This window comes from Aeromonas sp. R2-2 (genome assembly GCF_040908355.1).
Lineage (GTDB): Bacteria > Pseudomonadota > Gammaproteobacteria > Enterobacterales > Aeromonadaceae > Aeromonas > Aeromonas veronii.
Genome location: NZ_JBFODQ010000074.1, coordinates 57564 through 71785 on the forward strand (window position 1 = coordinate 57564; position 14222 = coordinate 71785).

General features: G+C 60.0%; 12 protein-coding genes. 5 read left to right on the forward strand and 7 right to left on the reverse strand.

The features are described 5' to 3' along the window. Positions 1–6 precede the first annotated feature (6 nt). On the reverse strand, positions 7–252 hold the full coding sequence (tusA, locus tag AB5Z09_RS15755) for a sulfurtransferase TusA (RefSeq protein WP_005339470.1): 246 nt from the start codon (positions 250–252) through the stop codon (positions 7–9). A gap of 169 nt (positions 253–421) precedes the next feature. Between tusA and AB5Z09_RS15760 the strand changes: the two genes are divergently transcribed. Beyond that, positions 422–613 (forward strand): hypothetical protein, encoded by a 192-nt coding sequence (locus AB5Z09_RS15760; RefSeq protein WP_005339471.1) that lies wholly within the window; start codon positions 422–424, stop codon positions 611–613. A gap of 75 nt (positions 614–688) precedes the next feature. Here AB5Z09_RS15760 and AB5Z09_RS15765 read toward each other — a convergent pair whose 3' ends face one another. From AB5Z09_RS15765 to AB5Z09_RS15790, 6 genes are all read right to left on the reverse strand, one after another. After that, positions 689–1927 carry an ABC transporter substrate-binding protein gene (locus AB5Z09_RS15765; protein ID WP_047434812.1) on the reverse strand — a complete coding sequence of 413 codons (1239 nt, stop codon included), beginning with the start codon at positions 1925–1927 and terminating at the stop codon, positions 689–691. A 4-nt stretch (positions 1928–1931) separates the two neighbouring features. Further along, the gene (locus AB5Z09_RS15770) at positions 1932–3377 is read right to left on the reverse strand and encodes an ATP-binding protein (RefSeq protein WP_005339474.1); all 1446 of its coding nucleotides are present in this window, start codon (positions 3375–3377) and stop codon (positions 1932–1934) included. Next, on the reverse strand, positions 3374–4096 hold the full coding sequence (locus AB5Z09_RS15775; protein WP_005339475.1) for a response regulator: 723 nt from the start codon (positions 4094–4096) through the stop codon (positions 3374–3376). Before AB5Z09_RS15775 ends, AB5Z09_RS15770 begins: the two co-directional genes overlap by 4 nt. Positions 4097–4374: 278 nt before the next feature. Then, positions 4375–5559, reverse strand: a complete 1185-nt coding sequence (gene fadA / locus AB5Z09_RS15780) for an acetyl-CoA C-acyltransferase FadA (RefSeq protein ID WP_368195687.1) — start codon at positions 5557–5559, stop codon at positions 4375–4377. Continuing rightward, the gene (fadB, locus tag AB5Z09_RS15785) at positions 5560–7707 is read right to left on the reverse strand and encodes a fatty acid oxidation complex subunit alpha FadB (RefSeq protein WP_368195689.1); all 2148 of its coding nucleotides are present in this window, start codon (positions 7705–7707) and stop codon (positions 5560–5562) included. 204 nt (positions 7708–7911) lie between these two features. Continuing rightward, on the reverse strand, positions 7912–9849 hold the full coding sequence (locus AB5Z09_RS15790) for an acetoacetate--CoA ligase (protein WP_368195690.1): 1938 nt from the start codon (positions 9847–9849) through the stop codon (positions 7912–7914). Positions 9850–10040: 191 nt separating this feature from the next. Here AB5Z09_RS15790 and pepQ point away from each other — a divergent pair, with 191 nt between their 5' ends. Genes pepQ through hemG form a run of 4 tightly spaced genes read left to right on the forward strand, consistent with a single transcriptional unit; the run spans position 10041 to position 14006 of the window. Then, on the forward strand, positions 10041–11363 hold the full coding sequence (gene pepQ, locus AB5Z09_RS15795) for a Xaa-Pro dipeptidase (RefSeq protein ID WP_204480569.1): 1323 nt from the start codon (positions 10041–10043) through the stop codon (positions 11361–11363). Then, positions 11363–11980, forward strand: a complete 618-nt coding sequence (locus tag AB5Z09_RS15800; protein WP_219296981.1) for a YigZ family protein — start codon at positions 11363–11365, stop codon at positions 11978–11980. The genes pepQ and AB5Z09_RS15800 overlap by 1 nt, the downstream gene beginning before the upstream one ends. Before the next feature lie 36 nt (positions 11981–12016). After that, complete coding sequence (locus AB5Z09_RS15805) at positions 12017–13474, forward strand: TrkH family potassium uptake protein (protein WP_139746857.1); 1458 nt, start codon at positions 12017–12019, stop codon at positions 13472–13474. A gap of 7 nt (positions 13475–13481) precedes the next feature. Next, positions 13482–14006, forward strand: coding sequence for a menaquinone-dependent protoporphyrinogen IX dehydrogenase (gene hemG / locus AB5Z09_RS15810; RefSeq protein WP_005339483.1), 525 nt, complete (start codon positions 13482–13484; stop codon positions 14004–14006). Positions 14007–14222 lie beyond the last annotated feature (216 nt).

Below are 14222 nucleotides of genomic sequence, written 5' to 3' on the forward strand. Positions count from 1 at the left end.
GGGGGCTTATTGACCCTTTCGGATCAGATAGCGGTAGGGGGCCTGCTCTGTCTCGCTGGCGACCAGGGTGTGATCCATAAAGCGGCAGAAACTGGGGATGTCGCGGGTGGTTGAAGGATCGTCGGCACTGACCAGCAGGGTCTCGCCATCCGCCATCAGCCGCACTTTCTTGCGAACCATCATAACGGGTTCCGGGCAACGAAGCCCGATTGCGTCCAACTCGTGAGTTGCGCCGCAGAATAAATCACTCATCTATTATCAACCTTCAACCTATTCGGCTGCCAATGATACTCAGGGCTAAAAAATAATCAAACAAACGACCCATTCACCAGCATATGTAACCGAAATGTTATTCGACCCTATCCAGCTTGCGCCGGACGAGTAATATAAAAATTGAACCATATTCAACAAGGAGGTGAATATGCAGGTCTCCTACGGCAGATTACAGGCCTATGCAGGCATGGGGTTCTTGTCCTTCGCCATGATAGTGATGGGCAGCCCGATCGGGAATACCGGTACCTGGTTCGGCTCCATGGTGATGGTCGGGTTGGGGCTCTGGATCGAGCTCAGCGATTACTATGACGAGGATGAGGACGAGAACGATCAATCCTGAATCGGATGACGATTCAACAACAAAGGCGGAGCAATTCCGCCTTTGTCATTTCTGCCGTTTGGCAATGTGCCCGGATCAGCGGGTCGAGCGCATCGCCCGCTCCAGATGCAGCGCCGTCTGCTCTGGGTTGGCCTTGGGATCGTTGAAGAAGTTGCTCAGCACATCGAGGATTGCCTGCCGCATATTGGTCGGCGTCGCCATCCCTTCTGCCATGCTGGGCAGCAGGTTGTCCTGCTTTTCCGCCAGCAGGAAGTCCTGATAGGAGCGGACGGCGCAGCGGTCGAACTTGCTCATGTCGGGATTGGTCAGCGCCGGGATCGACCCCTTCACCCGATTGAACTCCTCCTGAAATTGCGGCGTCATCAGCAGTTGGGCCAGATCCCCCTGCGCCTGCAGCTGGGCCGGATCCCGCTGTTTGAACATGGCGATGGAGTCTAGGTTGTAGCTGAACAGTCCGGCGCTGCCCGGGCTCGGCAGGCAGGCGATATCCTCACCCGGCCGGTAGTTGCCCGCGCTCAGCTCCCCTTTCACCCAGTCGCCCATTACCTGCATGGCGGCGCCACCGCTCTCCAGCAGATTGGTAGCCTGATGCCACTTCAGACCGGCGTATTTTTGCGGCACGTAGGCGCGCAGCTGCTGGAAGCGGGTCAACACCCGCACCATGTCGGGGCCGGTCAGGGTGGCGCTGTCTTGTTCGAGGAACGCCTTGCGATAGAATTCTTTTCCGCCCTCACCGAGTGCCACCGTTTCAAACAGTACCGCCAGTTGCCAGGGCTCGTTGCCAATGGCGAGCGGGGTGATGCCCCGTTTTTTAAGCTGGTCGGCGACGGTGACAAACTGGGCCCAGTCGGTGGGCGGAGTCAGCTTGTTGCGCTCGAAGATCTTGCGGTTGAGCCACAGCCAGTTGACCCGGTGGATACCAGTGGGCACCGCCATCAGGGCGCCATTCTGGCTGAGGGTGGCACGCACCATGGGCGGCATCTGACTGTACCAGCCGAGGTGTTCGGCCATCGGGGTGAGATCGCGCAGGAAGCCGAGCCCGGCCCACTCCTTGAGCTCGTAACCCTTGAGGTGGGCCGCTTCGGGCGGGTTGGCGGCCAGTGCCCGGCTCTTCAATACCGTCATGGCACTCTTGCCGCCGCCGCCCTGCACTGCAAAGTCGTTCCACTGGTTGCCCTGTTTGGTCCACTCGGATTTGAGCACTTCGACCGCTTTCGCTTCGCCGCCGGATGTCCACCAGTGCAGTACCTCCACCTGGGAGGCTGCAACGGGAGCAGAGAGCAGGGCGATGACAGAAAAAGACAACCACTTCATAAGGTTACTGCCTTGGTAGGGAGAGCGTGGCCTGCAGGCCACCTTGCGGACGGTTTTCCAGCACCAGATCGCCACCGTGGGCGTGGGCAATGTTGCGGGCGATGCCAAGGCCGAGGCCGGTGCCGGCCTGATCCGTGCTGAGCCGGTAATAGGGTTCGAAGATGCGCTCGAACTGATCGTCCGGCAGGCCGGGGCCCTCATCCATGATGAAGAGGATCAGCATCTCCTCGTCATCCATGATGATGATGCGCACCCGCTGGCCATATTTGATGCCGTTGTCCACCAGATTGCCGATGCAGCGTTTGAGCGCCAGCAGCTTGCCGCGATAGGGCCACTTGCAGTGCCCTTCGATGGTCAGTCGCTCGTCGTGCAGGTTCATCGACTCCGCCATCTGCTCCAGCAGGGCGTTGATGTCGATCTCCTCGATATTCTCGTGAATGTCGGTCTCTTTGACCGTCTGCAGCGCCCCTTTCACCATCAGCTCCAGCTCGTCGAGATCCTTGTTGAACTTGGCGATTTGCACCTCGTCGTCGAGCAGTTCGACCCGCAGCCGCAGTCGGGTGATGGGGGTCTTGAGGTCGTGGGAGATGGAGCTGAACAGCCGCTCTCTATCGTCGATATAACGGCGGATGCGGTGCTGCATGATGTTGAAGGCGCGGGTCGCCGCCACGATTTCCGATGCTCCTTCCTCTTTGAGCGAAGGCTGATCGATATCCTTGCCCAGATTCACTGCCGCCTTGGCGAGACGGCGCAGCGGGCGGGTCTGCCAGCGCACCAGCATAAAGGTGAAGAAGCAGAGGAACACCGTCATCAGAGCGATGAAACGCACCTGGTTGCTCGGCATCACGGTATCGTCGAGGGTCATGTAGGGGGCGGGCAGCAGGGCCGCCAGATAGAGCCACTCCCCTTTTTCAATCTCGATCTGGGTCACCAGTACCGGTGGATTGAGCGGCTCCAGCGACAGGGTGTAACGGGCCCAGGAGGAGGGGAGATCTGCCAGCAGGGTGTCGTTATTGAAGACATGGAGGTCATCGGGTCGGGAGAAGTCCACCTTGATCGCCATGGCGTCGGAGAGCTTGCGGGTCAGCACTCCCTGAACCTCCTCCAGCACCTGCGTCTTGCGTTCGCTGTCGGGGATGGCGTTGATGTGGATCTCTTCCTCGTTGAGCGAGACGAAGAAGCGGCTGCCTCCCATGTTGCGCAACTGGTCCAGCGCGATATGGCGATACTGCAGCGGCAGGGATTTGAAGAAGTTGACGGTGGAAGCGGCAGACATGGCGAGGTTGCGGGTGGTGCTGAGCATCCCCTCCAGTTCCCGCTTCTGGATCTGCTGCATCCAGATGCCGGTCAGAATGGTCTGGGAGAGCAGGATGGCCAGCAACAGTAGCAGGATCATCCGTGACAACAGGGAGCGGGGCACCAGCGCCCCCCAGGACCACTTGTTGCTCATGGCAGCTCGTGCACCTCGGCAATCAGCATGTAGCCACTGCCGCGAATGGTCTTGATGATGCGCGGGCTCTTGCCGTTGTCGCCCAGCTTCTGGCGCAGACGGCTGATCTGCACGTCGATACCGCGCTCCATCGGCAGGCTTTCGCGGCCGCGGGTGGCATCCGAGATGGTGTCGCGATCCAGCACCACGCCAGGCTGTTGCAGGAACATGCCGAGCAGCATGGCATCGCTGCCGGAGAGATCCAGCAGGCTGCCATCGTCATGGGTCAGCTGGTGGCTCAGGGTGTCGAGGGTCCACTCGGCAAAACGCAGGCGGCGGCTCGGCTCTTTCTCTTTTTCCGGCTGGCGGAATTCGGCGCGGCGCAGCAGCGCCTTGATGCGGGCCTGCAGTTCGCGGGGGCTGAACGGCTTGGCGATATAGTCGTCGGCGCCGAGTTCGAGGCCGATCACCCGATCCGCTTCGTCGGAGGCGGCGGTCAGCATGATGATGGGCACCTGGGAGTCACGACGGATCTGCTGGCAGAGGGTAAAACCGTCCTCGCCGGGCATCATGATGTCCAGAATAATCAGGTCCGGGCTGTGCTGGGCGAGCTGCTGGCGCATCTCGTTGCCCTCCGCCGCCGTCAATACCTGAAAGCCCGCCCGGGTCAGGTACTCATTGAGCAGCTCGCGGATCTCTTGGTCGTCATCGACGATCAGCAGTTGTTTGCTCATTGACATATGTATGTGCATCCACCCATTTTTTTGTGCAGATTGAACCTGTCGGGGGAGTAAAAAGCAAGCAAGCCCCCTATCTAATGTGAGGTTTAAGGCAATAACAGCCTATTGATAAGATTAAAACGAAAAAAGGCCGACCCAAACGGGACGGCCAACAGACAGCTTCTGACCACTGACGAGCACCCCGTGTGGCGATCGTCACAGACTTGAAAAGGGGCCAGTCAGACTGGCCCCGAAAAGGGACAACTCTCAGTAGTGCATCCCGTCGATCCGGTTGGTTATCACACCCGTTCAAACACGGTGGCGATACCCTGACCCAGACCGATACACATGGTGGCAACCCCCAGGGTGGCATCCTTCTCCTCCATCAGATTGATGAGGGTGGTGGATATGCGGGCGCCGGAGCAGCCGAGCGGGTGACCCAGCGCAATGGCACCGCCGTTCAGGTTCACCTTCTCGTCCACCTGATCCTGCAGACCCAGATCCTTCACGCAGGGCAGGGACTGGGCGGCAAACGCCTCGTTCAGCTCGAACAGGTCGATGTCGCCGATGGTCAGACCGGCCCGTTTGAGCGCCTTCTGGGTCGCCGGCACCGGGCCGTAACCCATGATGGCGGCATCACAGCCGGCGATGGCCACGGCACGTACCTTGGCGCGCGGCGTGAGGCCGAGGGCCTTGGCGCGATCTGCACTCATCACCAGCATGGCGGCGGCGCCATCGGACAGGGCCGAGGAGCTGCCGGCGGTGACGGTGCCGTTGACTGGATCAAACACCGGGCGCAGTTGGCTCAGGGTTTCGACCGTGGTCTCCGGGCGGATCACCTCGTCGTAGTCGTAGAAGAAGCGGGCGCCGCTGGCGTCATGGCCTTCCAGCCCGACGATCTCCTTGGCAAAACGTCCTTCCACGGTTGCCGCGTGGGCACGGCGATGGGAGCGGGCGGCAAACTCGTCCTGCTGCTGACGGCTGATGCCGTGCAGCTTGCCGAGCATCTCGGCGGTCAACCCCATCATGCCGGAGGCTTTCGCCACCGACTTGGCCATGCCGGGATGGAAGTCAACGCCGTGGCTCATCGGCACGTGGCCCATGTGCTCGACGCCGCCGATGATGAAGATATCCCCGTCACCTACCTGAATGGCGCGGGAGGCGTCGTGCAGCGCCTGCATGGAGGAGCCACACAGGCGGTTGACGGTAACCGCCCCTACCTGCTTCGGAATGCCGGCCAGCAGCGCGGCGTTGCGGGCGATGTTGAAGCCCTGCTCCAGGGTCTGCTGCACGCAGCCCCAGTAGATATCCTCGATCTCGTTCGGGTCGAGGTTGGGGTTGCGCAGCAGGATGGATTTCATCAGGTGCGCGGACAGATCTTCTGCACGCACGTTGCGGAAGGCGCCGCCCTTGGACCGGCCCATCGGGGTCCGGATACAGTCGACAATGACTACGTCTTTCATGAATGGATCTCCTTTCCGCAATCAGTAGAAGGTTTTGCCCTGGGCGGCCATCTCGCGTAAGCGGTCGCTGACGCGGTAGAGCGGGCCCAAGTCGGCATACTGGTCGGCCATGGCCACGTAGCGATCCAGACCAATGGTGTCCAGATAGCGGAACACGCCGCCGCGGAAGGGAGGGAAGCCCAGACCGTAGACCAGTGCGATGTCGGCTTCGGCTGGCGTGGCAACAATGCCCTCTTCCAGACAGAGCACCACCTCGTTGATCATCGGGATCATCATGCGAGCGATGATGGCGTCCTTGTCGAAATCCTGTTTCGGCTTGGCAATGGGGGCCAGCAGCTCGTAGCTGGCGGCGTCGGCCACCTTCTTCGGCTTGCCCTTCTTGTCCTGCTCGTAGGCGTAGAAGCCCTTGCCATTCTTCTGACCGAAGCGGTTCACTTCGTACATCACGTCGATGGCGGTGCGGCCTTCCTTGCTCATGCGTGCCGGGAAGCCTTGTGCCATCACATCACCGGCATGGTGACCGGTGTCGATGCCGACCACATCCAGCAGGTAGGCGGGGCCCATCGGCCAGCCGAACTCCTTCTCCATTACCTTGTCGACGGCGGCGAAGTCGGCGCCATCGGCAACCAGTTTGTTGAAGCCGAAGAAGTAGGGGAACAGCACCCGGTTGACGAAGAAGCCCGGGCAGTCGTTGACTACCACCGGGGACTTGCCCATCGCGGCGGCGTAGGCCACCACGCGGTTGATGGTTTCATCGGAGGTCTGCTCGCCGCGGATGATCTCCACCAGTGGCATGCGGTGCACCGGGTTGAAGAAGTGCATGCCGCAGAAGTTCTGCGGGCGCTTCAGCCCCTTGGCCAGCAGGGAGATGGGAATGGTGGAGGTGTTGCTGGCGAGCACGGCGTCTTCGCCAATAATCCTTTCCACTTCGCCCAGTACGGCGGCTTTCACCTTGGGATTCTCGACCACGGCTTCGACCACTACGTCCACGCCTTTGACGTTGTCATAGCTGAGGGTCGGGGTAATGGCAGAGAGCACCTGGCCCATCTTGATGCCATCGATGCGGCCCTTCTCGAGCTGGCCGTTGAGCAGCTTGGTGGCTTCGCCCATGCCAAGTGCCAGCGCCTTCTCGTTGATGTCCTTCATCACCGCCGGAATGCCCTTGCTGGCAGACTGGTAGGCGATGCCGCCCCCCATGATGCCGGCACCCAGTACGGCGGCGTGGCCGGTGGCCTTGCTCGCCTGCTTGGCAGCCTTCTTGGCCAGTGCCTTGATGTGCTGATCGTTGAGGAAGATACCGACCAGCGCCTTGGCCACGTCGGTTTTGGCCAGCTTGATAAAGCCCTGTGCTTCAACGACCAGCGCCTCGTCACGGCCCATACCTGCGGCGGTTTCGACGGTTTTCACCGCCGTCATCGGTGCCGGATAGTGTTTGCCCGCCACGGCGGCGACCATGCCGGCGGCGGTGGTGAAGCTCATCATGGCTTCCAGTTTGGAGAGGCGCAGCGGCGCTTTTTTGGCGGCGCGACGGCTCTGCCAGTCCAGCTTGCCCGCGATGGCGTCCTTGATCATCTGCAGCGCAGCGCTCTGCAGCGCGTCGGGGGCGACCACGGCGTCGATGGCACCCACCTTGAGGGCGTCATCGGCACGGTAATCCTTGCCGGTGGTGATCCACTCAAGCGCGTTGTCAGCGCCGATCACCCGCGGCAGACGGACTGTGCCGCCAAAGCCCGGCATGATGCCGAGTTTGGTCTCGGGCAGGCCAATCTTGGCACTGGTGTCAGCCAGACGGAAATCGGTGGAGAGGATGGTCTCGCAGCCGCCGCCCAGAGCGTGTCCCTTGATGGCGGAGAGGGTTGGAACCGGCAAATCTTCGATGGCGTTGAAGATGTCGTTGGCCTTTTTCAGCCAGCCGAGCAGATCTTCTTGCGGCAGATCGAACAGTTCCAGGAATTCGGTAATGTCGGCACCGACGATAAAGGCGTCTTTGCCGGAGGTGAGGATCAGACCTTTTAGTTCACGTTCTTGTTGTAATGCGGCGATCGCTTCGCTCAGGGAGAGCAGGGTAGCGCGATCCAGCTTGTTGACTGAACCCGGGGCATCAAACCTCAGCTCGGCGATGCCGTTTTCGAGGTAGCTGACCGACAGGGTTTCGCCTTGGTAGATCATGAGAGTGTCTCCTTGTTCCCACTCAGTGGGGAGTGGTGCTCCTTAATCCCCAGCAGGGGGCGAGGCTCACTATTGATCCAAAAGGAGACATTTTCAACACCTATTTAAAACATTTGTTTAACAGATCTCGAGTAAAAGCTCTTCATCACAAAACGGGCAAAAGAGAGGCGCCTTGCGGCGCCTCGGATGGATGTGGGTTTGTTATCAACTGGCCAGTTCCGGCCGGTTGCGATACTGGTTCAGTACCTCGGGATCGGCGAGGGCATGGGTATTGTTGACCGGCCGGTTGTGTACCACTTCGCGAACCGCCAGTTCGACGATCTTGCCGGACTTGGTGCGGGGGATGGCATCCACCTGCAGGATGCGGGCGGGCACGTGGCGGGCGGTGCAATGTTGCTTTATTTGCTGGCGGATCCGCTCGCGCAGCGGCTCATCAAGCTTGCAACCCGCCTTGAGCTTGACGAACAGCACCACCCGCTCGTCCTGCTGCCACTGCTGGCCGATGACGATGCTCTCTTCCACTTCGTCGAGCTGTTCGACATAGCGGTAGATCTCGCTGGTGCCGATGCGCACGCCGCCCGGGTTGAGGGTGGCGTCGGAGCGGCCGTAGAACAGAATGCCGCCGGTCGGGGTCAGCTCGATCCAGTCGCCGTGGCACCAGATGTTGTCGAACCGCTCGAAGTAGGCCGCGTGGTACTTGTCGCCATTCTCGTCACCCCAGAAGTAAATGGGTTGGGCCGGGAACGGCTTGGTACAGACCAGTTCGCCCTTCTCCCCCTGCACCGGCTGGCCCGCTTCGTTGAATACCTGCACCGCGAGACCGAGGCCACGCCCCTGGCTCTCGCCGCGATAGACGGGGCTGAGCGGGTTGCCGATGACGAAGCAGGAGCAGATATCGGTGCCGCCGGAGATGGAGCTGAGCTGCACATCCTGCTTTATCTGCTGGTAGACGTAGTCAAATCCCTCCGGCGACAGCACAGATCCGGTGCTGCAGATCAGCCGCAAGTGCGGCAAATCGTGGCTCTTGATGGGGGTGTAACCCTGCTTGTGCAGTGCGTCGAGATACTTGGCCGAGGTACCGAACAAGCTGACCTGCTCGTCACGGGCGAGATCCCACAGCACGTTGCCATCCGGGTAAAACGGCGAGCCGTCATAGAGCACCAGAGTTGCGCCGGAGGCGAGGGCGCTCACCAGCCAGTTCCACATCATCCAGCCACAGGTGGTGAAGTAGAAGATCCGCTCCCCCGGCTTGATGTCGCAGTGCAGCTGGTGCTCTTTCAGGTGTTGCAGCAGGGTGCCGCCGATGCCGTGCACGATGCACTTGGGTTTGCCGGTGGTACCGGAGGAGTAGAGGATATAGAGCGGATCATTGAAGGCCATGGGTTCGAACTGGAGGCTGGCGTCCGACTGGCTCGCCAGCACTTGCTGCCAGTCGTGGCCAAGCTGCAGCGGGTTGCCGAGCAGGGGGATCATCACCGTCTGCTCTATGCTGCCGATCTGGCTCACCACGCTGGCGACCTTCTGTTGAATGTCGATAGCTTTGCCGTTGTAGCGATAGCCATCCACCGCAAACAGCACTCGTGGTCGGGTCTGGCCGAAGCGCTCCACCACGCTGGCCTCGCCAAAGTCGGGGCTGGTGGAGGTCCAGATCGCCCCGAGGCTGGTGGTTGCCAGCATGGCAACCACGGTTTCCGGGATATTGGGCAGATAGGCGGCAACCACATCGCCACGACCAATCCCCTGATGGCGCAGCCACTGCGCTAGCCGGGCAACCTGTTCCCCAAGCTCACGCCAGCTCAGGGGGCGGCTTGGGCTCCCTTCGATGCGGGAGATGATGGCCGGGCTCTCGTCCTGGCGGCGCAGCAGGTTTTCGGCGAAGTTGAGGCGGCTGTCGGGAAACCAGCGGGTGCGCTGCATATCCTGACGGTTCTCCGCCACTATGTTGCCGAGCTCGCCCTTGACGCCGCAGTGCTGCCACACCAGCGGCCAGAAACGGGTGGTCTTCTCCACCGACCATTGATAAAGCTGCGGGTAGTTCTGCAACTGCAAGCCGTGGAAACGGTTCACCTCCGCCATAAAACGGTAGAGGTTGGATTGCTGCATCCCGAGCGGATCCGGTTGCCACAGGCAGAGGTTGTCCATGAGTAATCCCTGACTTCATGTATCTACCGGCAGTGTATTGAATTGTTTTTGATTTGTTAATGATTGGTTTTGCGTTGATAACAAACACGTTTGTAACGTATGCGTTACCTCACGAAGCGGCAGCTTGACGGGTCGAGCCGCCAAGCGCTTGATGTTATGCTGCAATCACATTCACCTCGGAGCAGGACGCCATGAGCAGCTACAGCCAACTTTTTGCCCAGCACCTCGATACCTTGCAGCAGCGCACCCGCGACATTCTGCAACAACAGGGGCTCAGCGGACTGGCCATCCACTCCGGCCAGACTCACCGCATCTTCCTCGATGATCAGGATTACCCGTTCAAGGTAAACCCGCATTTCAAGGCCTGGTTGCCGGTGCTGGACAATCCCCACTGTTGGCTGCTGGTGGACGGGGTGAACAGACCGGTATTGCTGTTCTACCGCCCGGTGGATTTCTGGCACAAAGTGGCGGATCTGCCCAACGCCTTCTGGGTCGAGTTCTTCGATATCCGTTTCCTGACCCGGCCGGAACAGGTGGCCGACCATCTACCTGCCAACAAGCAGGAGTGGGCCTATCTGGGTGGCCATCTGGAAGTGGCTGAACTGCTGGGGCTGACCCAGCCCAATCCGGAGGCGGTGCTCAACTACCTGCACTATCACCGCGCCTACAAGACACCCTACGAGCTGGAGTGTCTGCGCGAGGCGAACCGGATCGGGGTGCGCGGGCATATCGCCGCCAAGGACTCCTTTATGGCGGGGGCGAGCGAGTTCGAGATCAATCTGGCCTACATGAAAGCGGTCGGGCAGGGGGCCAATGAGGCGCCCTACGGCAATATCGTCGCCATCAACCGCAATGCAGCTATCCTTCACTACACCCATTTGTCCGCCGTGCGGGTGCCCGATGCGGAACGTCACTCCTTCCTGATCGATGCCGGCGTCGATTTTCACGGTTATGCCTCCGACATCACCCGCACCTGGGCGTGGCGGCGCGGCGAGTTTGCCGATCTGATTGCAGCCCTCGACGAGCAGCAGCAGGAGATCATCAAGGAGATCAAACCGGGTCGTCGCTACAGCGAGCTGCATCTGCAGATGCACCACAAGCTGGCGCGCCTGCTGCAAGCGACCGAGCTGGTGGACATGTCGGTAGACGAGATGATCAACACCGGGGTGACCAACGTCTTCTTCCCCCACGGCCTCGGCCACTTCCTCGGTTTGCAGGTACACGATGCGGGTGGTTTCATGCAGGATGAGCGCGGCACCCACCTGGCGGCGCCCGAGCTGTTCCCCTATCTGCGCTGCACCCGGGTGATGGAGGTGGGTCAGGTGTTCACCGTCGAGCCGGGACTCTACTTCATCGACAGTTTGCTGGAGCCGCTGCGTCAGGGCGAACAGGGCAAACGGGTCAACTGGAACAAGGTGGAGGCGCTGCGTCCGTTTGGCGGCATCCGCATCGAAGACAACGTGGTGCTGCACGCCAACGGGGTGGAGAACATGACCAGACAAGCAGGGCTCTGATGGCGGCAGCGTACTCCATTCCGGCTGCCCCGCTGGAGTTGACCGAAGAGATAAAGAAGAGTCGCTTCATTACCCTGATCGCCCACACCCCGACCGTCGAGGCGGCCAAGGGGTGGGTCAACGAGATCAAACGCCAACATCCGGCCGCGCGCCATCACTGCTGGGCGTTTGTGGCTGGTGCGCCACAAGATAGTCAGGTCTATGGCTTCAGTGATGATGGCGAACCCTCCGGTACCGCAGGCAAGCCGATCCTGGCCCAGTTGATGGGCTCGGGGCTCGGTGAAATCTGCGCCGTGGTAGTGCGTTACTACGGCGGCATCCAGCTTGGTACCGGTGGACTGGTCAAAGCCTATGGGGGCGGCGTCGGTGCCGCCCTCAAGCAGCTGCCTACCCTGCTCAAGGTGCCGCGTACTCCCTCTCTCATTCACTGCGATTACGGTGACATGGGGGCAGTCGAGTCGCTGATCAGCAGCCATAATGGCGAATTGCTGGCGGCGGATTACGGTCAGCAGGTCACCTTGCAGGTGGCGTGGGAATCCTCGGTTTGGGCTCAGGTGGACCGTGAATTGACCGACCGGACTCATGGGCGGGTATCCCTCAGCCCCTTAGATGGCTAGAATCCATCGCTCTTTAATTGGGGAAAGGGAGCTGTAATGCACATCCTGAGCATTATTCGCATTGTTGGCCTGCTGGTTGCGCTGTTCAGCTCGACCATGCTGTTGCCTGCACTGGTGGCCTTTGGTTATCGGGATGGTGGTGGTGCCGAGTTCGTCAGCTCTTTTCTGATCGCCCTGCTGCTCGGCGTGATGCTCTGGTTTCCCAATCGCTATCACAAGAAGGAGATGCGCTCGAAAGAGGGCTTCCTCATCGTGGTGCTGTTCTGGACCGTGCTGGGCAGTGTGGGGGCGGTGCCCTTCATCATGAGCGACGTGCCGGATATGTCGGTCTCGGAGGCCTTCTTCGAATCTTTTTCCGGCCTGACAACCACAGGCGCAACGGTACTGACCGGGCTCGATAATCTGCCCAAGGCGTTTCTGTTCTATCGCCAGCTGCTGCAGTGGCTGGGGGGCATGGGGATCATCGTACTGGCGGTGGCCATTCTGCCACTGCTGGGGATCGGGGGCATGCAGCTCTATCGCGCCGAGATCCCGGGGCCGGTGAAGGATACCAAGGTGACGCCGCGCATCGCCGAAACAGCCAAGGCGCTCTGGTTCATCTATCTGCTGCTCACCGCACTCTGTGCGCTGGCCTACTGGCTCGCCGGGATGACGCTGTTCGATGCGGTCTGCCATTCGTTCTCGACTCTGTCGGTCGGTGGCTTCTCCACTCACGATGCCAGCATCGGATTCTTCAACAGTCCGGTCATCAACCTGATTACCGTGGTGTTCCTGCTGCTGGCCAGCGTGAACTTTGCGCTCCACTTTACCGTCTTCTCTCACCGCCCTGTGCGGCTCGGTCGCTACCTTTACGATTCTGAACTCAAGGTGTTTCTGGCCATCCAGGCGACCCTGGTGATGATCTGCTTTGTCGCCTTGCTGACCCACGGACACTACGCCACTTGGCAAGAGGCGCTCAACCACGGCCTTTTCCAGGCGGTCTCTCTGGGTACCACCACCGGCTATAGCACCACGACCTATGCAGATTGGCCCTCGTTCCTGCCCATGCTGCTGATGTTCTCCGCCTTTATCGGCTGTTGCGCGGGCAGTACTGGGGGCGGTATCAAGGTGATGCGTTTTATGATCCTGTTCATGCAGGGGATGCGCGAGTTGAAGCGGTTGGTTCACCCCAGAGCCATCTATACCTTGAAGCTGGGGAATCGGGCGGTGCCCGAGCGCATCGTCGAGGCGGTGTGGGGCTACTTCGCCACCTATATTATTCTCTTCTTTATGTTCATGCTGCTGTTGCTGATGACGGGGCTGAACGAAGTGACCGCATTCACCGCTGTTGCTGCGGCTTTCACCAACGTAGGCCCGGGTTTGGGAGAGGTATCAGCCAACTTCGGCAATATCTCGCCAGCGGCCCAGTGGGTACTGGTGTTGGCCATGTTGTTTGGTCGATTGGAAATTTTCACGCTTCTGGTACTGTTTACTCCTGCATTCTGGCGTAGTTGAGGTTGTTATGGACAAGATTCTGGTGCTTTATTCCTCTCGGGATGGCCAAACCCGCAAAATAGTCGATGTCATGCTGGAGCAGATGCCGGGATGCGAAGTGGTGATGCACGACCTGCACACCTTGCCGATGTGCAACCTCAGCAAGTATGCCAAGGTCTTGATCGGCGCCTCCATTCGTTATGGCAACTTCCACCCCAGCCTGTTCAGCTTTATTCACGCTCATCAGGAGCAGCTGGAGGTGGCCAATGCGGCCTTCTTCTGTGTCAACCTGACGGCCCGCAAGCCAGAGAAGCAGACGCCGCAAACCAATGCTTATATGAAGAAGTTCCTGCGCCTCTCTCCCTGGAAGCCGAAAACCCTGGGTGTGTTTGCCGGTGCGCTGCAGTACTCCCGCTATAACTGGTGGCAGACTCGCATCATCCAGCTGATCATGAAGATTACCGGTGGCAGTACCGACACCAGTAAAGACATTGAATTTACCGATTGGGAAAAGGTGCGCAGCTTTGCCCGCGAATTCTGGTCAAAAAGGTAGCAGTGTGATGTGAATTCAGGGTTTTTTGCCCGAAACAGCCCCGCCGATGCGGGGCTTTTGTTTAATAAAGCAACGGTTGAACCGAAAAACTGTAAAAAGTGCCATTTTTTGCAGTTTTCCTCTTGTCATCCCGGCGCGGCTCCCTATAATGCGCCCCTACCAGCACGGCGGAACACGCCAACCTGATGGGCCAGCTTCCTAGCGAAGTGGGCGCCG

What these genes read in the sequence shown, in the direction of transcription:
- tusA (WP_005339470.1), bottom strand. Translation starts at nt 252, where the DNA reads ATGAGTGATTTATTCTGCGGCGCAACTCACGAGTTGGACGCAATCGGG.
- AB5Z09_RS15765 (WP_047434812.1), bottom strand. Translation starts at nt 1,927, where the DNA reads ATGAAGTGGTTGTCTTTTTCTGTCATCGCCCTGCTCTCTGCTCCCGTT.
- fadB (WP_368195689.1), bottom strand. Translation starts at nt 7,707, where the DNA reads ATGATCTACCAAGGCGAAACCCTGTCGGTCAGCTACCTCGAAAACGGC.
- AB5Z09_RS15775 (WP_005339475.1), bottom strand. Translation starts at nt 4,096, where the DNA reads ATGTCAATGAGCAAACAACTGCTGATCGTCGATGACGACCAAGAGATC.
- pepQ (WP_204480569.1), top strand. Translation starts at nt 10,041, where the DNA reads ATGAGCAGCTACAGCCAACTTTTTGCCCAGCACCTCGATACCTTGCAG.
- AB5Z09_RS15805 (WP_139746857.1), top strand. Translation starts at nt 12,017, where the DNA reads ATGCACATCCTGAGCATTATTCGCATTGTTGGCCTGCTGGTTGCGCTG.
- AB5Z09_RS15770 (WP_005339474.1), bottom strand. Translation starts at nt 3,377, where the DNA reads ATGAGCAACAAGTGGTCCTGGGGGGCGCTGGTGCCCCGCTCCCTGTTG.
- hemG (WP_005339483.1), top strand. Translation starts at nt 13,482, where the DNA reads ATGGACAAGATTCTGGTGCTTTATTCCTCTCGGGATGGCCAAACCCGC.
- AB5Z09_RS15790 (WP_368195690.1), bottom strand. Translation starts at nt 9,849, where the DNA reads ATGGACAACCTCTGCCTGTGGCAACCGGATCCGCTCGGGATGCAGCAA.
- AB5Z09_RS15800 (WP_219296981.1), top strand. Translation starts at nt 11,363, where the DNA reads ATGGCGGCAGCGTACTCCATTCCGGCTGCCCCGCTGGAGTTGACCGAA.
- AB5Z09_RS15760 (WP_005339471.1), top strand. Translation starts at nt 422, where the DNA reads ATGCAGGTCTCCTACGGCAGATTACAGGCCTATGCAGGCATGGGGTTC.